The organism is Nocardiopsis dassonvillei subsp. dassonvillei DSM 43111, assembly GCF_000092985.1.
GTDB classification, from domain to species: domain Bacteria; phylum Actinomycetota; class Actinomycetes; order Streptosporangiales; family Streptosporangiaceae; genus Nocardiopsis; species Nocardiopsis dassonvillei.
In genome coordinates, this window is record NC_014210.1 from 2,861,202 (window position 1) to 2,883,127 (window position 21,926).

The 21,926-nt window shown below is 73.5% G+C and carries 21 protein-coding genes; 8 read left to right on the forward strand and 13 right to left on the reverse strand.

Annotation, left to right across the window (positions count from 1 at the left end; genetic code table 11):
* The first annotated feature begins 22 nt into the window (after positions 1 to 22).
* The 5 genes from NDAS_RS11925 to NDAS_RS29295 all read left to right on the forward strand — a co-directional run bounded on the left by NDAS_RS11925 (position 23) and on the right by NDAS_RS29295 (position 3,192).
* On the forward strand, positions 23 to 442 hold the full coding sequence (locus NDAS_RS11925; protein ID WP_013153437.1) for a hypothetical protein: 420 nt from the start codon (positions 23 to 25) through the stop codon (positions 440 to 442).
* A 49-nt stretch (positions 443 to 491) separates the two neighbouring features.
* Entirely contained in the window at positions 492 to 905 is a 414-nt protein-coding gene (locus NDAS_RS11930) for a hypothetical protein (RefSeq protein WP_013153438.1), read from the forward strand.
* Positions 906 to 959: 54 nt separating this feature from the next.
* Complete coding sequence (locus NDAS_RS11935) at positions 960 to 1,376, forward strand: hypothetical protein (protein WP_013153439.1); 417 nt, start codon at positions 960 to 962, stop codon at positions 1,374 to 1,376.
* 281 nt (positions 1,377 to 1,657) lie between these two features.
* The gene (locus tag NDAS_RS11940) at positions 1,658 to 2,770 is read left to right on the forward strand and encodes a BTAD domain-containing putative transcriptional regulator (protein WP_013153440.1); all 1,113 of its coding nucleotides are present in this window, start codon (positions 1,658 to 1,660) and stop codon (positions 2,768 to 2,770) included.
* Positions 2,767 to 3,192, forward strand: coding sequence for a hypothetical protein (locus tag NDAS_RS29295; RefSeq protein WP_013153441.1), 426 nt, complete (start codon positions 2,767 to 2,769; stop codon positions 3,190 to 3,192). The genes NDAS_RS11940 and NDAS_RS29295 overlap by 4 nt, the downstream gene beginning before the upstream one ends.
* 64 nt (positions 3,193 to 3,256) lie before the next feature.
* On the opposite strand, the gene NDAS_RS11945 is transcribed toward NDAS_RS29295, so the two are convergent.
* Complete coding sequence (locus NDAS_RS11945; protein WP_013153442.1) at positions 3,257 to 4,114, reverse strand: SDR family oxidoreductase; 858 nt, start codon at positions 4,112 to 4,114, stop codon at positions 3,257 to 3,259.
* Between the two features lie 112 nt (positions 4,115 to 4,226).
* On the opposite strand from NDAS_RS11945, the gene NDAS_RS11950 reads away from it, so the two are divergent.
* A complete protein-coding gene (locus NDAS_RS11950) occupies positions 4,227 to 4,661 on the forward strand; it encodes a winged helix-turn-helix transcriptional regulator (RefSeq protein ID WP_013153443.1) in 435 nt (144 codons plus the stop codon).
* Between the two features lie 96 nt (positions 4,662 to 4,757).
* Here NDAS_RS11950 and NDAS_RS11955 read toward each other — a convergent pair whose 3' ends face one another.
* Positions 4,758 to 5,525 (reverse strand): SDR family oxidoreductase, encoded by a 768-nt coding sequence (locus tag NDAS_RS11955; protein WP_013153444.1) that lies wholly within the window; start codon positions 5,523 to 5,525, stop codon positions 4,758 to 4,760.
* Positions 5,526 to 5,654: 129 nt separating this feature from the next.
* On the opposite strand from NDAS_RS11955, the gene NDAS_RS11960 reads away from it, so the two are divergent.
* Positions 5,655 to 6,491: a helix-turn-helix transcriptional regulator gene (locus tag NDAS_RS11960; protein WP_013153445.1), complete on the forward strand. Its 837-nt coding sequence runs from the start codon at positions 5,655 to 5,657 to the stop codon at positions 6,489 to 6,491.
* 242 nt (positions 6,492 to 6,733) lie between these two features.
* Here the strand turns inward: NDAS_RS11960 and folE are convergent, their stop codons facing one another.
* From folE to NDAS_RS11985, 5 genes are all read right to left on the reverse strand, one after another.
* Positions 6,734 to 7,312: a GTP cyclohydrolase I gene (folE, locus tag NDAS_RS11965; RefSeq protein WP_013153446.1), complete on the reverse strand. Its 579-nt coding sequence runs from the start codon at positions 7,310 to 7,312 to the stop codon at positions 6,734 to 6,736.
* Entirely contained in the window at positions 7,309 to 7,977 is a 669-nt protein-coding gene (locus NDAS_RS11970) for a 7-carboxy-7-deazaguanine synthase QueE (protein WP_041552731.1), read from the reverse strand. Before NDAS_RS11970 ends, folE begins: the two co-directional genes overlap by 4 nt.
* A 330-nt stretch (positions 7,978 to 8,307) precedes the next feature.
* Positions 8,308 to 9,039 (reverse strand): 7-cyano-7-deazaguanine synthase QueC, encoded by a 732-nt coding sequence (gene queC / locus NDAS_RS11975; protein WP_013153447.1) that lies wholly within the window; start codon positions 9,037 to 9,039, stop codon positions 8,308 to 8,310.
* 158 nt (positions 9,040 to 9,197) lie between these two features.
* Complete coding sequence (locus NDAS_RS11980; protein ID WP_013153448.1) at positions 9,198 to 12,017, reverse strand: LuxR C-terminal-related transcriptional regulator; 2,820 nt, start codon at positions 12,015 to 12,017, stop codon at positions 9,198 to 9,200.
* Between the two features lie 91 nt (positions 12,018 to 12,108).
* Positions 12,109 to 13,017 carry a class I SAM-dependent methyltransferase gene (locus tag NDAS_RS11985; protein WP_013153449.1) on the reverse strand — a complete coding sequence of 303 codons (909 nt, stop codon included), beginning with the start codon at positions 13,015 to 13,017 and terminating at the stop codon, positions 12,109 to 12,111.
* 1,323 nt (positions 13,018 to 14,340) lie between these two features.
* Between NDAS_RS11985 and NDAS_RS11990 the strand changes: the two genes are divergently transcribed.
* Entirely contained in the window at positions 14,341 to 14,865 is a 525-nt protein-coding gene (locus tag NDAS_RS11990; RefSeq protein WP_013153450.1) for a 6-pyruvoyl trahydropterin synthase family protein, read from the forward strand.
* Positions 14,866 to 15,024: 159 nt separating this feature from the next.
* Here NDAS_RS11990 and NDAS_RS11995 read toward each other — a convergent pair whose 3' ends face one another.
* The 6 genes from NDAS_RS11995 to NDAS_RS12020 form a co-directional block, all read right to left on the reverse strand.
* On the reverse strand, positions 15,025 to 16,515 hold the full coding sequence (locus tag NDAS_RS11995; protein WP_013153451.1) for an MDR family MFS transporter: 1,491 nt from the start codon (positions 16,513 to 16,515) through the stop codon (positions 15,025 to 15,027).
* Between the two features lie 347 nt (positions 16,516 to 16,862).
* A complete protein-coding gene (locus NDAS_RS12000; protein WP_013153452.1) occupies positions 16,863 to 17,312 on the reverse strand; it encodes a hypothetical protein in 450 nt (149 codons plus the stop codon).
* 600 nt (positions 17,313 to 17,912) lie between these two features.
* Positions 17,913 to 19,070, reverse strand: a complete 1,158-nt coding sequence (locus NDAS_RS12005) for a glycerol dehydrogenase (RefSeq protein ID WP_013153453.1) — start codon at positions 19,068 to 19,070, stop codon at positions 17,913 to 17,915.
* Between the two features lie 213 nt (positions 19,071 to 19,283).
* A complete protein-coding gene (locus NDAS_RS12010) occupies positions 19,284 to 20,774 on the reverse strand; it encodes an aminopeptidase P family protein (RefSeq protein WP_013153454.1) in 1,491 nt (496 codons plus the stop codon).
* Between the two features lie 230 nt (positions 20,775 to 21,004).
* A complete protein-coding gene (locus tag NDAS_RS12015) occupies positions 21,005 to 21,541 on the reverse strand; it encodes a GNAT family N-acetyltransferase (protein ID WP_013153455.1) in 537 nt (178 codons plus the stop codon).
* 134 nt (positions 21,542 to 21,675) lie between these two features.
* Positions 21,676 to 21,894 (reverse strand): DUF3099 domain-containing protein, encoded by a 219-nt coding sequence (locus tag NDAS_RS12020; RefSeq protein ID WP_013153456.1) that lies wholly within the window; start codon positions 21,892 to 21,894, stop codon positions 21,676 to 21,678.
* Positions 21,895 to 21,926 lie beyond the last annotated feature (32 nt).

Sequence of the window (21,926 nt, forward strand, 5' to 3'; positions counted from 1 at the left end):
ACCCAGGACGGAAAGCTCCCCCATGTTCAAGAAGTTCCGTACAGCCGCCCTGCTCACGGCGGCGCTGGCCACCGGCTCGCTGGCACTGGCCTCACCCGCGTCGGCGGCGGCTCCCGTGGCGGACTACAACGGTGTCTGCGGCAGCGGCTACGGCGTGGTCAACTACGCCAACATCGGTTCCAAGGGCACGGTCTTCCTCACCTACAACAACTCCAACGGCTACAACTGCGCGGTGACCGTCCGGGCCAACCCGGGCTCGGCGGTGGAGATGACGGTCGGCCTCAAGCGCACCAGCGACCCCGCCAGCGCGGCCGAGGTGGACAGCGGCCAGTACACGACCTACGCCGGTCCCGTCTACCGCAGCGCAGCCGGTTCGTGCGTGGACTGGTTCGGCAACATCAGCGGCACCAACGAGAACCGCAACGAGACCAACTGCGGCTGACCCCCGCGCGCCGCGACGGGCGGCGCGCCGACGCACGACTGGGAGCACCATGCGCAACCCCCTGAAGAAGGCCGCCACCCTCGCCGCGGCCTGCGGGATCGCCGCGGCGGGTCTGATGGCCACCGCCGCCCCCGCCTCCGCCGCCTCCTACAACGGTGCGTGCGGGTCCGGCTACGGGGTCGTCAACCAGATCGAGTTCCCCGACAACCGCGGAACCACCTTCCTGACCTACAACAACTCCAACGGCTACAACTGCGTGGTCACCGTGCGCACGAACCCGGGCGCGGCCGCGCCGATGGAGGCGTTCATCCGGGTCAACGGCACCTCGTCCTGGAAGCGGGACAGCGGCGACTACACGACCTACGCCGGTCCCGTCTACCTGTCGGCGGCGCGCCAGTGCGTCGACTGGGGCGGCACGATCGGCACGATCACGAAGACCGCCACCCGCACCAACTGCGGGTGACCTCCGCCCCGCTTCCCCGCCTCCGCACACCCCCGAACCATGAACGGACATGACATGAGGAAACTCGCGCGGAGGGCCGCGGCCGTCGTCGCGGCCGCCGGTATCGGTCTGGGCGGCCTGCTCGTCAGCGCCTCACCCGCCGCCGCTGCCACCTACGGCGGCGAGTGCGGCTCCGGATACGGCGTCGTCAACCAGGACAACATCGGCTCCAAGGGCACGGTCTTCCTGACCTACAACAGCTCCAACGGCTACAACTGCGTCGTGGCCAAGCGCAACAGTCCCGGCTCGGCCGTGCTCATCGAGGCGGGACTGTCGATCAGTCCGGCCGGAAGCCACTGGTACGTCTTCGACGGCGGCTACTACACCACCTACGCCGGTCCGATCTACCTGAACGCGGCAGGCAGGTGCGTGGACTGGATGGGTCGCATCACCGGCACCGAGGGCGGCAAGCGCGACACCAACTGCGGCTGACCGGACCGTTCACGGGCGGCCCCGGCCGGTTTCCGCGGGCCGCCCGACCACACCCTTCCTCATATCGTTTGTGTCCCTTAGCGGCACGAGTCCCGCATCGACCGAAACCCAAAGCCCCAGGCCACCTCAGAGCCGCCCCGGACACTCTCCGCGCTCCCCCTCACGCGGGTGGACGGTGCGCCGACGAGTGCCGTATGCTCCGCGACGTTGCGCAGCGGAGTGTTCATCGTGCGTCAGGGAGTTCATGAGTGGAGACCGATCTGTCAGGGATTCGGTATCGCATGCTCGGTTCTGTCGAGGTTCGCTCCGAAGGGCGTCCGGTCAGCACGGGAGGGCCCAAAAGGCGTACGGTCCTGGCCGCACTCCTCCTGCAACCCGGCACCGTGGTCTCCGACAACCGGCTCATCGACCTGGTCTGGGGCGAACACCCTCCGCGCAGCGCACGGTCCCAGCTCCAGGCGCACGTGCACGAACTCCGCAAGGTCCTGGGCGCGGACACCATCGTCCGGAGCACCTGCGGCTACCGGATGACCGTGGCGGCCGAGGCCACGGACAGCGGCGTGTTCGAGCGGCTGCTGGTGCGCGCGCACTCCGAGCGCGCCGCCCGCCGCCCCTCCGATGCGGTCCGGACCCTGCGCACCGCGCTGTCGCTGTGGACGGGCCCGGCGCTGGGCGGCGTGACACCGGCGCTCGCCGCCCACGCACGCCCGGCCCTGGAGGAGAGGCGGCTGCACGCCCTGGTGGAGCTGCACGGCGCCGGGATCGACCTCGGCCGCGGAGCCGCCGCCGTCCCCGAACTGCTCTCGCTGTGCGCGGAGCACCCGACCCACGAACGCTTCGCGGGCCTGCTGATGTCGGCCCTGCACGCCTGCGGACGCACCGGGGAGGCGCTGGAGGTCTACGCGAAGCTGCGCGAGAGGCTGGCCGACGAACTGGGCACCGGCCCCGGCGCCCGGCTCCGGCAGCTGCACCTGGACCTGCTCACGGCCGGGCCGGAGGGCGGGAGCACGCGCGGCGGCGCGCCCGTCGCCCACCGGGTCCGCCCCGCCGAACTGCCCTACGGCGTCGGTGAGTTCGTCGGCCGCTCGGCGGAGCTGTCCGTGCTCGACCAGGCGCTGGACGACGACCGGGGGGCCGACCGCTGGCCCGCGGTGTTCCTCCTCACCGGGGTCTCCGGCGTCGGCAAGACCGCGCTGGCCCTGCACTGGAGCCATGCCGTCCGGGAGCGCTTCCAGGATGGCCAGCTCTACGTGGACCTGCGCGGTTCCTCCTCCGGGGGGGGGAGCCCGTCCGGGCCGAGGACGCGCTGCGCCAGCTGCTGCGCGGACTGGGCGCGGACCCCGGAGGCCTGCCGACCGGCGCCGACGAGCTCGCCAAGCTCTTCCGGTCGGTGACGGCCGACCAGCGTCTGCTGTTCCTATTCGACGACGCCGCCTCGGTCGAGCAGCTCGCTCCCCTGCTTCCCACCGGCCGGGGCAGCGTCGTGCTCATCACCAGTCGGTACCCGTTGACGGGGCTGGTCGCGCTCTTCGGCGCCCGCCCCCTGCCGCTCGACGTGCTGTCGGAGGAGTCCTCGGTCGAGTTGTTCCTGTCCGTGGCCGGGATGTGGGCCCGGGCCGCGGAACTGGCGCTGGTCACCCGGATCGCCGACCGCTGCGGGCGGCTGCCGCTGACGCTGAGGCTGGCCGCGGCCGCCCTCGCCGCCGGGACCTCCGCGGTCGACCTGCCCTGGCCCGACGTCGTGGCCGGCCCCGTTCGGGGGCCGTCCGCCGGGCCTCCGCTGACCCTGGCCCCCTCGGACGCGGACTCCGGCTGAGAGTCGGCGGCTCCGGAGGCCCGCTGGACCCGCCCTCCCCCGAAGGGGGAGGACGGGGCGCGGGTCAGAGCAGAGCGCGCAGGGTCTCGCCGACCGGGGTGGTCGGTCGACCGATGAGCCGGGACAGCTCTCCGGTGGTGGCGGACAGTTCGCCGTCGCGCGTGTTGGTGTCCAGCGCGGCCACGAAGCGCGCGGTGCCCTCGTCCAGTCCGGCCCCGGTCAGAGCCGCCACGTGCTCCTCGGTGGTCAGGTCGCGGTAGACGACCTCGCGGCCGAGCAGTTCGCCCAGGGTCGCGGCGAGGTCGTCGTAGGTCCACGCGGTGTCGCCGGAGAGCTCGTACACGGCGCCCGCGTGCGCCGCCGGGTCGCGCAGCACGGCGGAGGCGGCCTCGGCCAGGTCCCGGCGCGAGGCGCTGGCGGTACGGCCCCGACCCGCGCTGCCGACGAAGGCGCCGGTGGCGCGGGCCTGGTCCAGCTGCTGCGCGAAGTTCTCGTTGTACCAGCCGTTGCGCAGGATCGTGTACGCCAGCCCGGAGGCGGTGACGAGTTCCTCGGTGGCCTTGTGCTCGGGGGCCAGGACCAGCGTGGTGTCGGTGGCCCTGGGCGCGCTGGTGTAGACGATGTGCCCGACCCCGGCCGCCGCGGCGGCGTCGATCACGGCGCCGTGCTGACGCACCCGCTCACCGATCGCGGTGCCCGAGACCAGCAGGAGGGTGTCGGCTCCCTTGAGGGCCTCCTCCCACGACGCGGGCTCGTCGAAGTCCGCGTGGACGGTGCGCACGCCCCGTCCGGCGAGGTCGGCCAGCCGGGCGGTGTCGCGCGCGGTGGCGGTGATCCGCTCCGCCGGGACGCCCCGGTCGAGGAGGTCCTCGACGACGAGGCGGCCGAGGTGGCCGGTGGCACCGGTGATGACGACGGACATGGGTGCTTCCCTTCGTTGCGGCCGGGCGTTCCGGCCGTCCAGGCGTCCCAACCCTCCCGCTCACCGGCACATTCCAAAAGTCGGGTACCCACCTTTTGGTAAGTTGGGTTCCATGAGCGTGCCGTCCGGTTCCCCGCCCCCTCCGCGCGGGCAGGTCCTGTCCGCCGACTGCCCCTCCCGGCGGCTGTTGGCCGGTATCACCAGCAAGTGGGGCGTCCTCGTGCTGGTCTCCCTGTCGCACGGGCCGCTGCGCTGGAGCGAGCTGCTGCGCGCGATCGGCGGGATCAGCGAGAAGATGCTCGCCCAGACCCTGCGCGCCTTCGAGGCCGACGGACTGGTGTTGCGCGAGGCCAGGCCGGTGGTGCCGCCTCACGTGGAGTACCGCCTCACCGGGGACGGCCGCGAGGTCACCGACCTGCTGCTGCCGATGGTGGAATGGGTGCAGGACCACGTCGGTGACGTGCGGGCCCCGTCCGCCGGACGGGACGGGGGCGACGGACGCGGCCCCGCCCGGGCCGAGGACTCCGCGAGGCCGCGTCCGCGCTAGCACCCCGCCCGCGTCCGGCCCCGTTCCACCCCGTCCGCGGTAGTGCCCGTCCCCGGCGGGGCCCCGCTGGAGCGCCTGTCCGCCCCGGGCCCCGGCTCAGCGCTGGGCGGCGGGTCGGACGATGATCTCGTTGACGTCCACGTCCGCGGGCTGGTCGAGGGCGAACGCGATCGCCCGGGCGATCGCGTCGGCGGGCAGCGCGTTGCGGCGGTAGGTGCGCATCGCCTCCCGCGCCCCCGGGTCGGTGATGTGGTCAGCCAGCTCGCTTTCGACCACGCCCGGGGAGACCGTGGTCACCCTGATGCCCGGGTCGAGTTCGAGCCGCAGCCCCTCGGTGATGGCCCACGCGGCGAACTTGGTCCCCGAGTACACCGCCGACGTGGGCACGACCTCGTGCGCGCCGATCGAGGCGACGGTCACGAAGTGCCCCGAGCCCTGGCGCTGGAAGTGCGGGAGCGCCGCGGCCACACCGTGCAGCAGCCCCTTGACGTTGACGTCGACCATCCGGTGCCACTCCTCCACCAGCAGCGCGTCCATCCGGGACAGCGGCATGACCCCGGCGTTGTTGACGAGGGCGTCCACGCGCCCCCGCTCGCGCACGGTGGCGTCGAGCGCCTCCCGCACGCTGTCGGGGTCGGTGACGTCGAGGCCGCGGTGTTCGGCGCTGCCGCCGGAGTCGCGGATCTGCTGGACGAGTGCGCGCAGGCGCTCCTCACGCCTGGCCCCGAGCACCACGTGGTGCCCCTCGGCGGCCAGGCGCAGCGCCGCGGCCTCGCCGATCCCGCTGCTGGCCCCCGTCACCACGATCACCTTGCGGGCCGTCTCCAGCCCCTGGTCGCTCATGGCCTTGGCCTGGTCGTTCATGGCCGTCCTCTCCCTGGGTTGACCGGACGCGTCCCAGTCTGGGCGGGTCGCCGCGGGCCAGGAAGACCGCGCCGTTCCTGGGTGGAGCGCACCCAGGAACACCGGGCCGCGGAGCCCTACCCTGGTCGCATGGACTCCCCTTCGCTCGGCGACTTCCTCCGGAGCGCACGCGCGAGGCTCACGCCGCGCGCGGTGGGCCTGCCCGTCCACGGACACCGCCGCGTCGCCGGACTGCGGCGCGAGGAGGTGGCGCTGCTGGCCGGAATGAGCGCCGACTACTACACACGGCTGGAACAGGGTCGCGAGACCCACCCCTCACCGCAGATCCTGGACGCGCTCGGTCAGGCCCTGCACCTGGACGGCGACGGCCGCCTGCACCTGTACCGGCTCGCCGGGCTGGTTCCGAGACCGGAGGCGCCCGCCCCCGCCGAGCGCGCCGACCCCTCTCTGCTCGGCCTCATGGACGCCTGGCACGACACCCCGGCGCTGGTCCTGGGCCGCGCCTACGACGTGCTGGCCTGCAACCCCCTGGCCGAACAGCTCTTCCGGGGCTTCCCCTTCTCACGGAACCTGGTGAGGACGGTGTTCCTGGACCCCGCCTCCCGCGCGTTCTACCCCGACTGGCAGGCCGTCGCCGCGAACACGGTGGACGGCCTGCGCCTGGCCGAGGGCGCCTGGCCCGACCACCCCCGCGTCCGCGAGGTCGTCGAGGAGATGCAGGCGGAGAGCCCCGACTTCGCCCGGCTGTGGCGGCGCAACGGCGTGCGGGGCAAGAGGCTGGAGACCAAGCGCTTCGCCCACCCGGAGGTGGGCCCGCTGGAGCTGAGCCTGCACGCCTTCGACGTGCGGTCGGCGCCGGGCCAGGAGCTGGTGGTCTACCACGCCGAGCCGGGTTCGGTCAGCGCGCAGTCGCTGTCCCTGCTGGGCACGCTGGCGGCCGAGGCGGTGCGGCCCCGGAGGCCGTAGCCGGGAGGGGCGGCCGTCCGTCCGGGCGGAAGACACGGAGCCGGCAGGGGACGCCGGGGAGCCGGTCCGCGGGGACCGGCCCCCGGCGCCCCGCTCCCGGCAGAGCTACCCGGACCGGGCACGAGTCCGGGTAGCCGTCGAGGAAGCGGGTGGGACCTCGTACGGCGGCGCGGTGCGGCGACCGTGCGCCCGGGGGGCTGTCCCGGCACCGCTCCGGCCGCACGGCGGGGCGTACGCGGCGGTCAGTTCCCGGACAAGGCGATCCTGACCAACTCGTCGCGCGGCGGACCGTAGTCGCGGAAGATCCCGTCGAAGGCCGAGCAGGTCATGAGGGCCGGGGTCCGGATGCCCCGCATGGACATGCACAGGTGCTCGCCGCGGCCGATGACGGCGACGTCGTTCGTGTGGGCCACCTTGGAGACCTCCTCGGCGATGTCGCGCACCAGGCGCTCCTGGACCTGGAGCCGGTGCGCGTGGCGGTGGGCGATCCGGGCGAACTTGGACAGCCCCAGCACGCGTTCGTCCGGCCTGTAGGCGATGGTGAGCACGCAGGAGAAGGGCAGGAGGTGGTGTTCGCACAGCGACCACACGGTGACGTCGGAGACCATGACGATCTGTCCGTCGGTGTGCAGCGGGAAACTGGTCTCGACCCGGCCGGCCTGGTAGTCGCTGAACTCCCTCCACCATCGGGCGAAGCGCTGCGGGGTGTCCCGCAGCCCACTGCGTTCCGGGTCCTCACCGATCTCGATGAGGAGCCGCCGTGCCACGTCCTCCAGCGGATCGCGCACGGTGGAGTCACGAGGTAGGTCTGCCAGCGTCATACGCCTCTCCGATCGCCCCACAGCATGATGTGCAGTCTGGTGGTCAGATTCCAACCGCGGGCCATGACGGGATCCCGCAACCGGACGAGGGAGTCGTCCAGTGCCGCCCGGGTCCGCCCTTCCGGCATCACCCAGACCGGACCGATGCCGTACCGTTCGACGAGCGTCCCGACCTCGTCGAGGTCGGCCTCGGTACGGCAGACGAACTTGAATGCGGTTCCCGGCACCGCGGCGAGGGCCGCCAGGGCCGGTCCGACGATGCGCCTGTCCTCCGGGTCCCCCGAGTGGGCCAGTTTCGGTGACACGTTGAACCTGACCGACTCCGCCAGACGGGGTTCGGGGATGACCGTCCCATTGGTCTCGACCTCGATGTCGTGGCCCGAGTCCCGCAGGTCCCGCACCAGCGGAAGGAGCCTGGCCTGTTGGTTCAGCGGTTCACCGCCGGACACGACGATCAGGGGGACCCCGTAGGCGACCAGGCGGTCACGGACCTGCGGGTAGGGGACCGCTCTCAGCTCCTTCTTGGGGTCGTAGGCGACCTTGCCGTCCCCCAGACCGGTCCAGTCCCAGGTGTAGGGGGTGTCGCACCAACGGCAGGAGAGGTTGCACCCGCCCAGCCGTACGAAGGCGCAACGGCGCCCGAGTGAGGGCCCTTCTCCCTGGATGGTTCAAGTAGGACCGAATATCTCGTTCACTACAAGACTCGGCGTTCCCACGGCCTCACCTCCTTTCGCGTCGCATCCCGTAGCCCCGCTCGTGACCGACGCGCCGCCCCGCCGAGAGCCCGCCTGCGGCGGGAGAGCGCCGGTTCCGCGACGCACCCGTGGTCGTGCGAGCGGTGGGGCCGGCGGGCGGGGTCGGGCCGGTCGATGCGGTGACTCGTCGAGGGAGCGGACTGTTTCGAGATGTCCGGGGCCAATCGGTTGACCCCCGTGTTCCCAGGTTCGCCCAGGCGCGCACGGAGCGCATCACGGTGGTCACCGAGAGATCCGGGATCAGGGTGCCGAGAAGCGTGTGACGCCGTCGAGGTACTCGGTGGGGTCGGGGAGGCCGGCCTCCTGGAATGCCTCGCGGCGCTCGTAGCAGGTCCCGCACGTACCGCAGTGGATGTCGCCCCCCTTGTAACAGGACCAGCTGTGTTCCAGGGGCGCTCCGAGGCGCACGCCGTGCCGCGCGATGTCGGCCTTGGACCATGCCATGAAGGGGGCCTCGACGCGCGGCGCGGCGAACCCCTCGTTGGCCACCCCCACCAGGTGGCGCAGCGCGTCGACGAAGGCCGGACGGCAGTCCGGATACACGAAGTGATCGCCGGAGTGCATGCCCAGGGCCACGGTGCCCGCCCGTCTGGCCACCGCCACCGAAGCCGCGAGATTGGCCAGTACGGCGTTCCGGTTCGGGACGACGGTGTCGCGCATGGACTCCTCCGCGTAGTGCCCGTCGGGCACCTCCACCCGGGCGTCGGTGAGGGCCGAGCCCCTGAGCAGGGGCCCGAACCCCGCGATGCCCAGGATGTGGTGTTCCGCTCCGTAGTGGCGGGCGATGGCCCGGGCGGCGTCGACCTCCTTCCCGTGCCGCTGCCCGTACTCCACCGTCACCGCGACCAGTCGGAACCGCAACGCGGCGAAGTGGGCGAGCAGTGTCGTGGAGTCCATCCCTCCGGAGAACACCACGACCACGGTGAAGGGGTCCCCCCCGATCTCGTCTCGCGGTGTGTCCTGTCCTCGCATCGGCGTCTCCGTCCACACATGGGGGCGATCCGGCAGCCAGGTGGTCCCCCGCCCGGGGCGCCCGTCCGGTGGTTCCACTCTCGGGCGCGCACGCCGGTGTGGCATCACGGACCGCGACCGAAGTGTTCGCGCGTTCCACCGCAGTCCCAGGCCCCGGCTCACTCCCCGCCGACGAGGATCTCCCACCTTCCGGGGCTGCCGAGGATCTTGCCGAACTCTCCCCTCCCGGAGATGCCCAGCTTGCGGTAGGCGCTCGACAGGTGCAGTTCCACCGTGCGACGGGTGATGTGCCGACGTCCGGCGATCGTCTTGTTGGCCTGGCCCAGCAGCGCGTCGATGAGGATCTGCCGTTCGCGCGGGGTCAGCGCGAGGATGCCCCGCACGGAGACGTCGTGTGAGGCACGACAGGCGTCCAAGGCCACCAGCTGGAGCCGTACCCGGTCGGCGAGGTCACGCGCGCCCCGGCTGGCGGCCAGGCCGGCCGAACGGCTCAGGGCCGCCACGGCCTCCCCGTGGCGGCCCATCCGCGCCAGCACCGTGCCCAGCTCCGCCGTGGTCCGTGCGGTTTCGAGGTCGTGCCCGGTGCCCCGGAGCAGGTCGACCGCCGCGCTCAGCGCCTCCGCCGAAGCGGGCTCCTCGGCGAGCGCGCCCCACACCCGCAGCGCGCGGGCCCGCTCCTGCGGCGAACCGGTCGCCTCCGCGAACTCCATCTGTCGGCGGGCGTCGCGCACCGCCTCGTCACGGGCGCCCGCCCTGGCCAGGAGGAGGGCGCCCTCGCTCCGCCAGCAGAGCGTGCCCGGCCCCCGGACCCCCGCCGCGTCGCGGCGTCGGATGACCTCCAACAGGTCCTCGACGCCGCGGGACAGGGCGCCCGCCCTGATCCTCAGCCGCGCTCGGGCGAGGGGCACGTCGGCGTCGTACCACGCGGTCTGCGGGTGGCCGTCGTGGTGGTGTCGGCGCAACAGCGCCTCCGCCGCGTCCGGGTCGCCCAGGTCCAGGTGGACGTTGGCCAGGAGGCCGACCAGGCGGGTCCGGAGACCGCTGTAGCCGTGACCACCGCGGGAGGGCAGTTCCGAGAGCTGCTCCGTGAGCGTGTGCCGGGCCGCGGACAGGTCGCCCGAGGCGTAGGATCCCGTCGCCTCGGTGAGCCGGACCGCCGTGCCCACCCAGCGGGGCAGCCGGTCCGGATCGGCGACGAGGGAGCGCCGACGCGTGGACGCCTCCGCCTGGTGACCACAACCGACCAGCACCGACAGGGCGGCGGGCAGGGCGGGCGGTTGGAGCAGGAGGTCGTCGAGGTCGTGGTCCAGGGCCTGCCTCACGTCCGCGAGCGCGACCGACGGCGGCCCGCCCAGGAGGTAGGAGGAGAAGGCGTCGATGGCCGTGACGGCGGGAGGGCGCGGCACGTCGTCGGGGACGGGAGCCCCTTCGACCGGACGGGCGGCCGCCGGCTCGGGCGTCAGGGACCGCCCGTGGGTGAGGAAGGTCCGCGGCCAGTCCTCCCGCTCCGTTCCGGCGACGGCCTCCCGCACCGTCCGCAGGACGGCGGACGCGTCGTCGCCGCGTTCGCCCTCGCAGAGCGTCGCGCCGATCAGGCCGAGCAGGCGGCGACGGACCGCGACGTCGGTGGTGCGACCGAGTGCCTCCACCGCGGCGCGCAGGCCGCCCTGTCGGTCGAGTGCGATCCGGGCGGCCGCCAGTTCGGGGGCGACACCGGGCCACGCGCCCGTTCCCCCGGCCTGGACGGCCTGCTCCAGGTAGCGCACGCGGTCCCGCGCGGCCGTGTCGGGGAGCCGTGCGGCCGTGATCAGGGCGGTGGACGACCACGGGGCGTCCAGGGGCACCGTCGACTCCGCGAGGTGACGGGCCACCCGCCGCTCCGCGCCGGGTCTGCGGTGCAGGAAGGCGGCGGCGGCCAGGTGCGCCGCGTTGCGGCTCATCACGGTCATGGAGGCGAGCAGCGCGGTGTGGAGCAACGGGTGGCGCAGCGTCACCGCGTGGTCGTCGGTGACCAGGCGCATCCGAGCCAGGAGGTCGAGCGCGGCCAGCGTTTCCGCGAGCCGGGTTCCGCTGAGGTGCGCGACCAGAGCGGGGTCGGCCTCCCCGGAGGCCGAGGCGACGACGACCGCCTCGGCGACCGCCCGGGCCCGCGGGTCGAAGCGGTTCGCCCGGCCGATCATGGCGTCGGCCACGGAGGGGAGCACGGCGCTTCGCAGCTCGGCCGGTGAGCGCACCGGGGATTCGCGGGCCCGGATCCAGTCGCACAGGGCCCGCGTCAGGAACGGGTTGCCGGCGGTGGTCTCGTGGGACGCCGTGACGAGGTCCGCGTCGAGCCGGTGGCCCAGCCGCTCGTGCATCAGCGCGCCGGTCTCCTCCTCCGACAGCCCGCGCAGGGTGATGGTGCGGGCGCCGGACAGCAGGTCGGCGAGTTCGGTCGGAGCCGCGGCCGGTTCTCCGCTCCGGATCGAGGCGACGAGCGTCACGGGAAGGTGGGCGACGTCCCGCAGGACGCCCCGCAACCGGACCAGGGACTCGGGCCCCGCCTGGTCGACGTCGTCCAGCGCGATCACCAGGGGGGCGTCCCGGGTCAGCACCTCCACCAGCTCCCGGGGGCCGGCCGGTCCGCCTCCCGCTCCCCGGGCGTGCGCGGTCCCGGCGCGGGCGCGCGGGGACACGGTGGAACCCCCCTCCCCCTCCTCGGCGGGGTGTTCGTCGGCGGTCGGGGCCAGGGCGTCCGTGAGCGCGGTGACCAGGCGGTTCACGTGCCGGGAGCACGCGATGTGCACCGCGGGACCGGCGCGGGACGGTGTGGGGCGGCACACCAGGGAGAGCAGGGTGGTCCGCCCCACCCTGGGCTCTCCCGTCACCACGTGACAGGTGAGCCCCGTACGGCGGCTGTGTTGACGGGCCGACAGCAGCCTCGTGAGCGGTTCGGTCCTGCCCACGATCCCGCCGCGCCGCGTCCGGGGCTCGGGCATCCTCATCCTCGCGTTCCGGGGGAACTGGGCTCGGAGACGGTCCGGCCGCCCCGGGCGGCCGTCGGCCGGCGGACGCGCCGCGACGATCCGGTCACCGGGGTCGGGATCCCGGTCGGGCGACCAGGACCGCTGCCTGGTCGCCGATCGCGTGGGGCCTGAGGGCGAAGTGGCGGGCCAGGGCGGACTCCAGCGAACTCCTGATCTCCTCGGCCCTCGGGTGCCGCTCATACCAGAACCCGGTCAGGACGGCCGCAGCGATCGCGGCCCGCTCGGCCGGTTCCTCCCCGTCGAACCGGATCGAGGACTCGGCACGGTGCAGGGAGAAGTCGTCGAAGCCCCGGGCGGCGAGCGCACGTGCGGCCTGTGACAACAGGTAACCGTGATGGTCGTAGGGCTCCTCGGCGATCGGCACGCAGACCTCGTTGACCAGCCTCATGAGCTCGTTGCCCGATCCTGCGGCGAACAGCACGATCTTGGACTCCGGGTCGCTCCGGTCGCAGACCCGGACCATCTCCGCGACGGCCCGCTCGACGTCGTCGACGTACTGAAGGACCCAGGCGCTGTAGACGGCGTCGAACGAGCCGTCGGGGAAGGGGATCTCCTCGGCGGTTCCGGGGTGGACGTCCACCACGCCGCGGGTGGTCTCGTCGCGGATCGCCTCCACCAGCTGGGGGTGGGGCTCGATGGCCGTGCAGGAGCCGGTTCTCGCCGCGACGGTGCGCGCCATCTCCCCGATCCCGCCGCCGACGTCGAGCACGCGGCGGTTGGCCGCGGTGAGGCTCCGTATGAGGGCGAGTTCCTCGCCGCGCTCCAGCCGGGTCGCGAATCCCGTCCATCCGTCGCCGGTCACGCTTCGCGGCCCCCGGTACCGCGTGGGCAGGCGGTCCGCGGGCCCCAGGGCGTCATGCTCCAGGAGCTGGTCCAGGGTCAGCCGTGAAGGGTCCCCGGACCCCTCGGGCGCGTTGTCGGGTAGCGGTGCTCGGGTTCGTGCCTCTGCCATGTCTGACTCACCTCTCGTGGTCGTGATGAGGGGACGAGCGGGGTGGTCCGCCGGCGCCGGGGAGCCCTGGCGCGCGCCGTGTGGGGTCGGTGTCTCGAGGAGGGCTCCCGCCCGGAGGCGGGCGCGGCGGTGCTCGTCCTGGTCTGGCGTGTCGGCCGCCGCGGTCGGTGTGTGGGCGGTGCCGCCCCGTGCAGGGATTGGGGGCGCTCGGGTCTCGGTACGCGTCGACGTTTCTCCCGTCCGCCGGAGCCCGTGTCCTCCGGGCGCCTATGCGGACCGTGTCGGCTCCCGCCGGGCGGACGAAGCCACTCTCATGGACAACGGAACCTCTGGCCTTCCCGGAATTCACCCGCGAAAGGATCGCCCCAGGAACATTGCAGCGAAATCGCGAAGACGCCACCAGAGTACGTTCCCATGGAAATAATATCCACCCCTCCAGAGAAAACGAAAGACACCCAGCACCAGCCCGGCACAGAATCCTCGAAACGCCATACAAACAGGGCATAAAACGGTGTTTTGCGTATCATGTAACGCCATCCGGCATGATCCTTCGAAACGCGCACCGGCACACCCGGTTTCCCGCCGGCGCGCACAGCCGCTTCCCGAGGACGGCCGACGCCGGGGGCACGGCCCCGCCCGAGGCCGCTTCGACGTTTCTACGCGACCGCAACGGGGGGTTGCGCCCCTTGCGAAAACCGACGAAACAGCATCCCCGTCCCCTTCTCCGCGAAGGGAACACGCCCTGCGGCGCCACCGTACCGCCGGTGGAGCGCGACCCGGGCGCCTCCGGGGGCCGGCGCCGACGCGCGGCAGGATACATTCCTGACCTCGCGTTACACGCCCACGGGGCGCCCGCGGAGCCGCGTGGACCCCGTCACACGAAACCGCACTTTTCTCCCAAATTGCCGTTCACACACTTTTTCCTGACATGGTGATATTCGAAGAGTACGGGCGCGGAATCCAGCGGAAAACCGATCCCCAACGACCCTCCTGCGAAGCCGAATAATCAACTATGGTTTTCCTGGGAGCGACAAGGAGATGTCATCGTGTCAGTCGCCGGTGCGAAGTACCGAACCGAGACGGCACGAGCGTACGTGTCATGGGAATGGCACGCCCACCGCCTTTCGGGCCGCCGTCGATCCCGGCCCCGCTCCGCCGTGCCCGAGCCGCCCGCCGTGCCGTCGGCCCCACCCGGCTGGGACTGGACCCGCCGCCCGGACGGCTCCGTGCGGTGCGGCCGGCGCCTCATCCGCCCGGCCCGGCGCCACGCCCTCTCGGACGCCGGGGCACCCGACCCGACCGCGTACGCGAAGGAGAGCTTCGATGACCCACCGGATCCGAGTCCGGCACAACTTCGAGACGGCGCACCGGCTGCCCCACCTGAGCGGCAAGTGCATGAACCTGCACGGCCACTCCTGGTGGGCCGAGGTCAGCGTGAGCGCCCCCGCCCTGAGCGAGGACGGCACCGTCGTGGAGTTCGGCGCCTTCAAGAAGGCGCTGCGCGCCTTCGTCGACACCCACCTCGACCACGGGGCCATGCTCGGCGCCGGGGACCCGCTGGCCGCGGTCCTGGCGGAGCACGGCAGCAAGGTCTACCGGTTCGGGGCGGCCTCGCCCGGTGACACCGAGCGCTACGCCCGCGACCTGCCCTATCCGACGGTCGAGGCCGTCGCCGTGATGCTGGGCCGGGTCGCCCAGGCCCTGCTCGACAGCGGGGAACGGGCGGCGGGCGCGCGGGTGACCGGTGTCGAGGTCACCGAGACCCACGTCAACAGGGCGGCGTACCACCCCGTGGCCTCGCCCCAGGCCGGTGAGCGCCCCTTCGAGCGGGTCCTGGCCGTCGACTGACCCGCGGCGCGGCCCCGGACGCCGTGGCCGGGAGGGGGCGACCGTCCGCGCGCGGGGCATGAAACCGACGAGGGGCGCCGGGGAGCCGGTCCGCTAGGAACCCGCCCCCGACGCCCCTTCTACTCGTGTCCACGGCCCTCACGGGCCCCGCGGCGACCCCTAGTGGGCCGGGGTGGGAGCGCCGCCCTCCGGGGCGGCGGCCTGCGAGCGCCGCACGAGGAAGGTCAGAGCGAAGGCCACGACGGAGACCACCGCGCCGACCAGGAAGGCCGCGTGGACGCCGCCCGCCTGGGCGTTGACCTCGGTGAGCCCGTCGGTGAGCAGGCCCGCCGACGTGGCGGACATGATCGCGACGAAGATCGCCGTACCGGCCGCGCCCGCGACCTGCTGCACGGTGCCGACCACGGCGCTGCCGTGCGAGTACAGCTCGGGCCGCAGCGACCCCAGCGCGCCGGTGAGCAGCGGGGTGAACATGAAGCCGAGGCCGATGCTGAGCGTCACGTGGGCGGCGATGACGAAGCCGACCGGCGTCTGGGCGTCGAGCAGGGTCATGCCCCACAGCACCAGGGACACCAGCGCCGAGCCCGGGATGACCAGGGGGCGCGGGCCGACGCGGTCGTAGAGGCGGCCCACCACCGGGGCGAGCAGGCCCATGACCAGGCCGCCGGGCAGCAGGGACAGGCCGGTGACGAGCGTGTCGTGGCCCAGGACGTTCTGCATGTAGACCGGCAGCAGGATGAGGGTGCCGAACAGGGCCATGAAGCTGATCACGACCAGGCCGATCGAGACGCAGAACTGCCTGGAGCGGAACACCCGCAGGTCCAGCAGGGCGCGGTCGCGGCTCTGGAGGCGCAGCTGGCGCCACACGAACAGCACCAGCGCGACGGCGCCGACCCCGATCGAGGCGAAGGGCGGGACCACGGCGGTGGCCTCGCCCTCGCCCAGGCCGGAGAAGCCGTAGACGAGCCCGCCGAAGGCCAGCGCCGACACCAGGAGCGAGAGGACGTCGATGCTGGCGGCGCGCGGCTCGGTGACGTTGCGGATGAAGAGGGCGCCCAGGACCAGGCCCAGGATCGCGATGGGCAGGACGAGCCCGAACATCCACCGCCAGTCGAGCACGCTGAGGATGAGGCCCGCCAGGGTCGGGCCGACGGCGGGCGCGACCGACATGACGATGGAGATGTTGCCCATGGTGCGGCCGCGGCGGTCCGACGGGACCAGGTTCAGCACGGTGGTCATGAGCAGCGGCATCATGATCGCCGTTCCCGCCGCCTGGACCACGCGGCCCACGAGCAGGAAGCCGAAGCCGGGGGCGAGGAAGCACAGCAGCGTGCCGACGCTGAACAGCGTCATCGCGGTGATGAACACCTGGCGCACGTGGAAGCGCTGGAGCAGGAACCCGGTGGCGGGGATCACCACGGCCATCACGAGCATGAAGGCCGAGGTCAGCCACTGTCCGGTGGAGACGGAGATGCCGAGGTCCCGGTTGAGCGCGGGCAGCGCCACGCCCATGATCGTCTCGTTCAGGATCACCACGAACGCCGAGACCAGGAGCAGCGGGATGATGAGGCGCCCCGCCCGCGCGCTCTCGTCGTCTTGTGGTGGGGCCGAAGCGGTCTCGGCCGTGGATGGAGTGGGCTGCCCGGTCACAGATGTCCTCAGATTGTGGTGTTCGAAAGGGTTCGTCCGGAGGGTTCGCGGTACCTCCCCAGAGGTAACCCAACGCTCCGAACCATCCGCCCGTTCCCGGAACAGCGGTGTGTTCTGGACCATAACCGCACCATCCGCGCAGCAAACCCGCCGCGGCGGCCCCGTGCCGGTCTCCGGGCGCGCGGCGGGTGGAGTGTGACCGGTGCCGATGCCGGATTCGTCCCGACCGTAAACGGAGTGTGACCGAAAGCGGGCGCCGGGGCCCGTCCGGCGCCGGGAGGAGGGGACCGCGACGGACGCCGTGACCGGCCGGGCGTCACGCGGACCGCGACCGGGGCGGTCGCCCCTCAGCCGCGGGCGGAGCCGTCCGCGGGCAGCCCCCGGCAGGCGGTGCGCGCCAGGGCGAGCGCGCAGGCGTCCTCCACGACGCCGCCGATCCAGGCCGGGCGGCCCGTACCGCTCCAGTACCGCCGCCACCCCACCCCCGCCAGGGTGCCGACCGGCGCGGCCGCGGCGGCGAGGACGGCGGCCAGGGCGGGCGACGTGCCCGCTCCCCGGGCCAGGAGGGCGCCGCCGGTGCCCGCGCTCACCACCCTGGCCGTCATGCTCGGCGCGGCGGTGCGGCTGGGAATGCCGGGGAGCTTGTCCCCGGAGAACTCCCCGAGCGCGGCCAGCGCCATGAGCGCGCGCTTGCCCTTCCCTGCGGAGTGCCACAGCGGCGCGCCCCCGAGCGTGCTCCGCGAGCCCGCGGCCAGCCCCAGCAGCAGCGCGCGGGCCGCGCCCGATGATGCGCCCATGGTCGGTGTCCCTTCGTTCTTCGGCCGCCGCACGCGGCCGGGTGCTATCCCGGCTATCCCGTTCGGCCCACGTGAAACCTCGCGGGCGCGGGGGCCGCGCCCGCTCGCGACCGCCGCAACCGCCGGACCGGCCGGGCCCGCGGGGATGACCTCGGACGACGGCCGCGCGGACGCGTGCGCCTCCCCGGCGAGGCCGTTCAGCCGTCGACCAGAAATGTTGACGGTGTGGCGTGAGAGGTTTCGCTCCGGCGGCCTTCCGGTCCCCAACGGTGGTTTCGGCGCACGGTCGGTCCCGGGCCGGCCGGACCGTCCCGCGGGGGTCGGGCCGGGGAGAACCAGGGTGTGGGCATGCGCCTCCCCTCCCCCGCGCCCGACCCCGACGGCGCCCTCCTCGGCTCACCCACGAGCGCGGCATCGCGGCCGCAGAGGCCCTGGTCCACGAACGGGCGCGTCCCGTGTGCGGCCCCCTCGTGCCGAGGTGCTGCACCCGGGCGCCGTTCCCGGGGACCCGGGCCGCGCGCACCTGTTCCTCAGCCGCCTGCCCGGGGTCCCCTGGACGGGGTCCGCCGCCCCGGACCGAAGGCCCGGTCCCGCGAGCGGTCAGTGGGCCCCGGGAGCCTGCGGTTCCCCGAGCCCGGCCTCGCGGCGGGCGCGGCGGCCCACCGCCTCCACCGCGCGCAGGGCGTCGCGCACGTCCCGGGCCGAGGGCGTGAACGCCAGGTTGTGGATGGTCTCCTCCGGCGCGGTCGCCGCGGCCACGACCCGGTCGAGCACCTCGTCGTCCGCGTCCCCCAGCCCCGCCTCGGTCAGGGTGGTCGGCAGGCCCACGCGGGCCGTGAACCGCGCGAAGTCGTCCACCTCCGAGGCCGGGGCGCCCTCCAGCAGCAGCTGGGTGAGCGAGCCGATGTTGACCTTCTCGCCGTGGGCGAGGTGGTGCGTCTCGTCCACCGCCGTCAGCCCGTCGTGCACCGCGTGCGCGGCGGCCAGCCCGCCGGACTCGAAGCCCAGGCCGGACAGCAGCGTGGTGGCCTCCACGACGGCCTCCACGTCCGGGGTCACCAGGCCGCGGTCCACCGCCTCCAGCGCGGGCAGGGACGACTCCCACAGGATGTCCCAGGACAGGCGCGCCAGGGTCGTGCCCGCCCGGGTCGGCAGGCCCTCCACCATGTTCGCGCTGTGCGCCCGCTCCACCGCGCGCGCCTCGATCCAGGTGGCGAGGGCGTCGCCGACCCCGGCGGCCAGGAACCGGGTGGGCGCCTCGGCCACGAACTGCGTGTCGACCACCACCAGCACCGGGTTGCGGTCGTAGAAGCGGTAGGACTCGAACGCCCCGGACTCGGTGTAGACCACCGACAGCGCCGACGTGGGCGCGTCGGTCGAGGCCACCGTGGCCGCGCTGACCCACGGGATTCCCGTGTTGTCCCCCGCGGCCTTGGCGGTGTCGATCGCGGCCCCGCCGCCCAGGCCGATGACCACGTCGTGGCCCCCGTCCCGGATCGTCCCGGAGACGCGTTCGGCCTCGGCCCTGGTCGGAACGCCGCCGAAGCCCTCGAAGACCAGGGGCAGGTCCGCCTCGCGGAAGGAGGCGGTGAGGACGTCCTCGGTCAGTCCGCGGACGACGTCGTCGACCAGGACGAGCGGGCGGGAGCCGTGGTCGGAGACGAGCGGGCCCAGCCGGGCCAGGGCGCCCCGCCCCTGGACGTAGCGCCCCGGCGAGGCGAAGACGCGCGGCCGGGTTCCTCGGGTGTGCTCTGCCATGGGGTGGAACCTCCTCCTCGGTGGATTGCCCTCCCCCTCCCCGCTGGCCGCGCACCCACCTGCCCAAACGTGCTGTGGCGAGGCATGGGCCACTCTTGGGCGCGAGAAGGGCGGGGTTGCGCCCCCAGCGGCCACCGTTCCCCCCGCTCCCCGGGACAACGGAAACGGGACCGCCCCCGAGGAGGCGGTCCCGTCGTCGTGTGCGGGGAAGGGCTAGCGCGGCAGGCGCTCGGCCAGCCAGGCCTCGACCTCGGCGGAGGAGCGCGGCAGAGCGGCAGACATGACCGTGCGGCCCTCCTCGGTGACCAGCACGTCGTCCTCGATGCGCACGCCGATGCCGCGCAGCTCCTCGGGGACGGTCAGGTCGTCGGGCTGGAAGTACAGGCCCGGCTCGACGGTGAGCACCATGCCCGGCTCCAGGTCCCCGTACAGGTGGACCTCCTGGCGCGAGACCGCGCAGTCGTGCACGTCCATGCCCAGCATGTGGCCGGTGCCGTGCAGGGTGTACCGGCGCTGCAGGCCCAGCTCCAGGACGCGCTCGACCGGGCCCTCCAGCAGGCCCCACTCGACGAGGCCCTCGGCGAGCACCCGCTGGGAGGCCTCGTGGAAGGCCACGAACGGCCTGCCCGGGGCGACGGCGGCGATACCGGCCTCCTGGGCGGCGTACACCAGGTCGTAGACGCGGCGCTGCACGTCGGTGAAGGTGCCCGACACCGGCATGGTGCGGGTGACGTCGGCGGTGTACAGCGTGGTGGTCTCCACGCCCGCGTCCAGCAGCAGCAGGTCGCCCTCGCGCACCGGGCCGTCGTTACGGGTCCAGTGCAGGGTGGTGGCGTTGGCGCCGGAGGCCGCGATGGTGCCGTAGCCGACGTCGTTGCCCTCCACCCGGGCGCGGAGGAAGAACGTGCCCTCGATGAACCGCTCGGAGGTGTCCTTGGCCTGCGGCAGCGCCTCGACGACGTCGCCGAAGCCGCGCACGGTGGCGTCCACGGCCAGCTGGAGCTGGGCGATCTCCCACTCGTCCTTGACCAGGCGGTGGTCGGCCAGCGTGACGGAGAGGTCCTCGTCGAGCTGGGCGTACTTGGCCCGGGCCTCCTCGTCGGCGTCGGCGCGCAGACCGTCGACGATCGCGTCGAGCTCGGCGTCGTGGCCGCGCACGATGCGGGTGGTCGCGCCGCCCGCGCGCAGCACGCCGGACAGCGTGGTCACGTCGGCGGTGGCCACGCCCAGCAGGTCGGCGGCCTCGGAGAGGCTGTTGCGGCGGCCGGTCCACAGCTCGCCGTAGCCGCCCAGCCAGAACTCGCCGTTGTCGCGGTTGGAGCGGGGCTTGAGGTAGAGGACCACGTCGTGCCCGCCCTCGGCGCGGGGCGTGAACACCAGGCAGCCGCCGTCGGAGGTGTCGCCGGTGAGGTAGGCGTAGTCGGTGGCCGCCCGGAACGGGTACTCGGTGTCGTTGGAGCGGGTGAGCAGCTGCCCGGCCGGGACGACCAGGCGGTCACCGGGGAAGGCCGCGCTGAGCGCGGCGCGGCGGCGGGCGGTGTGCCCGGCCTGCTCGACGGGCTCCAGGTCGCGACGCTCGGTGTCGGCCCACCCGGTGGTCATCCACGCGGCGAGCTCGTCGGAGACCGACTGCGCCTGCCCGTTCTTGCGGGGACTGAACACGGGGGCGTTCGTCTCGTCCTGGGGGCGCTGCTGCTCGCTCACGTCGTGCGTCTCCTCGCGGGTCGGGCGTCGCGGCCGCTTGTGGCGGCCCTGGCCACCCATCGTACGGGGAGGCCCCGGGGTGCGGCCGTCGCGCGGACATACCGGAAGCCATAACGCGTCCGGCCCCTCCGGCGGCGGCGCGGCGGGCCGCACCGGCGCCCGCCGGGGACGGCCACGACCCCGGGCACCGCCTCAGGGGAGGCCTCTCCGGTCCCGGGACGCCCGCCTCCTCACACGAGGTCGTGGGCGAAGGGGATGGCCGTGCGGTGGGGCAGCTCGTCGATGTCGGCCGGGTCGACCGGCCGGTAGCCGATCCGCGTGTAGAAGGCGACCGCCTCGGGCTGGGCGGGACCGGTGAACAGCAGGACCCGGGTGTAGCCGAGGTCGCGGGCGGCCTCCTCCAGGGCGGTCATCACCCGGCTGGCCAGTCCGAGGCGGCGGTGACGCCCCGAGGTCCAGACGCGTTTGAACTCGGCGGTGTCGGCCATGGCCGACCGGTCCTTCTTGTAGGGGCGCACGGCCCCTCCGGCGACGATCTCCCCGTCCAGTTCGGCCAGTACGAGACGGCCGTGGGGAGCGGCGAACTCGGTCACCGGGTAGCGCGCGAGCTCGTCGGCCGCGCCCTCGGCACCGTAGCGCTCGGTGTACTCCTCCAGCAGGCCGTCGAGCAGCCCCCGCACGCGCGGGTCGTCGTGGCGCACGCGCAGCATGCGGACCGCGCTGGTCCGCGGGTCCGCCGCGACGCCTTCGGCACTGGTCTCTGTCACGCGTTCCTCCCCGTGGCCGACGGGGCCTCCCGCCGCCGTGTCGGCGCGCGGTGCCCGGTTCCGCCGGAATACTACGCGTCGGATCATCGGACCTGCGACGCGGGCCGTGCGCCCCGCCGGACCGGCGCGGTCGGTCAGTCGGCGTTGGGCCCGTACCTGTTGTCGCGGTCCTCCGGGTCGTCGGGGTCGGCGATGCTGCCCAGGGCCGCGGCCACCGGCGGCAGGACGGCCGCCACCGCGCACATGGCCACCGCCCATCCCGCGCCGAAGAGGTAGTAGACGGGCAGCGCTCCGGCGAACAGGAGCAGGCACGCTCCCATGACGAGGCTGTACCGGCGTACGCGTCGCTTCATCGCGGCCCCCTCGGTCCACGGGAACCCCTCCA

Coding starts and splice junctions, on each gene's coding strand:
- NDAS_RS11925 (WP_013153437.1), top strand. CDS start 23: ATGTTCAAGAAGTTCCGTACAGCCGCCCTGCTCACGGCGGCGCTGGCC.
- NDAS_RS11930 (WP_013153438.1), top strand. CDS start 492: ATGCGCAACCCCCTGAAGAAGGCCGCCACCCTCGCCGCGGCCTGCGGG.
- NDAS_RS11935 (WP_013153439.1), top strand. CDS start 960: ATGAGGAAACTCGCGCGGAGGGCCGCGGCCGTCGTCGCGGCCGCCGGT.
- NDAS_RS11940 (WP_013153440.1), top strand. CDS start 1,658: ATGCTCGGTTCTGTCGAGGTTCGCTCCGAAGGGCGTCCGGTCAGCACG.
- NDAS_RS11945 (WP_013153442.1), bottom strand. CDS start 4,114: ATGTCCGTCGTCATCACCGGTGCCACCGGCCACCTCGGCCGCCTCGTC.
- NDAS_RS11950 (WP_013153443.1), top strand. CDS start 4,227: ATGAGCGTGCCGTCCGGTTCCCCGCCCCCTCCGCGCGGGCAGGTCCTG.
- NDAS_RS11955 (WP_013153444.1), bottom strand. CDS start 5,525: ATGAACGACCAGGCCAAGGCCATGAGCGACCAGGGGCTGGAGACGGCC.
- NDAS_RS11960 (WP_013153445.1), top strand. CDS start 5,655: ATGGACTCCCCTTCGCTCGGCGACTTCCTCCGGAGCGCACGCGCGAGG.
- folE (WP_013153446.1), bottom strand. CDS start 7,312: ATGACGCTGGCAGACCTACCTCGTGACTCCACCGTGCGCGATCCGCTG.
- queC (WP_013153447.1), bottom strand. CDS start 9,039: ATGCGAGGACAGGACACACCGCGAGACGAGATCGGGGGGGACCCCTTC.
- NDAS_RS11980 (WP_013153448.1), bottom strand. CDS start 12,017: ATGCCCGAGCCCCGGACGCGGCGCGGCGGGATCGTGGGCAGGACCGAA.
- NDAS_RS11985 (WP_013153449.1), bottom strand. CDS start 13,017: ATGGCAGAGGCACGAACCCGAGCACCGCTACCCGACAACGCGCCCGAG.
- NDAS_RS11990 (WP_013153450.1), top strand. CDS start 14,341: ATGACCCACCGGATCCGAGTCCGGCACAACTTCGAGACGGCGCACCGG.
- NDAS_RS12000 (WP_013153452.1), bottom strand. CDS start 17,312: ATGGGCGCATCATCGGGCGCGGCCCGCGCGCTGCTGCTGGGGCTGGCC.
- NDAS_RS12005 (WP_013153453.1), bottom strand. CDS start 19,070: ATGGCAGAGCACACCCGAGGAACCCGGCCGCGCGTCTTCGCCTCGCCG.
- NDAS_RS12020 (WP_013153456.1), bottom strand. CDS start 21,894: ATGAAGCGACGCGTACGCCGGTACAGCCTCGTCATGGGAGCGTGCCTG.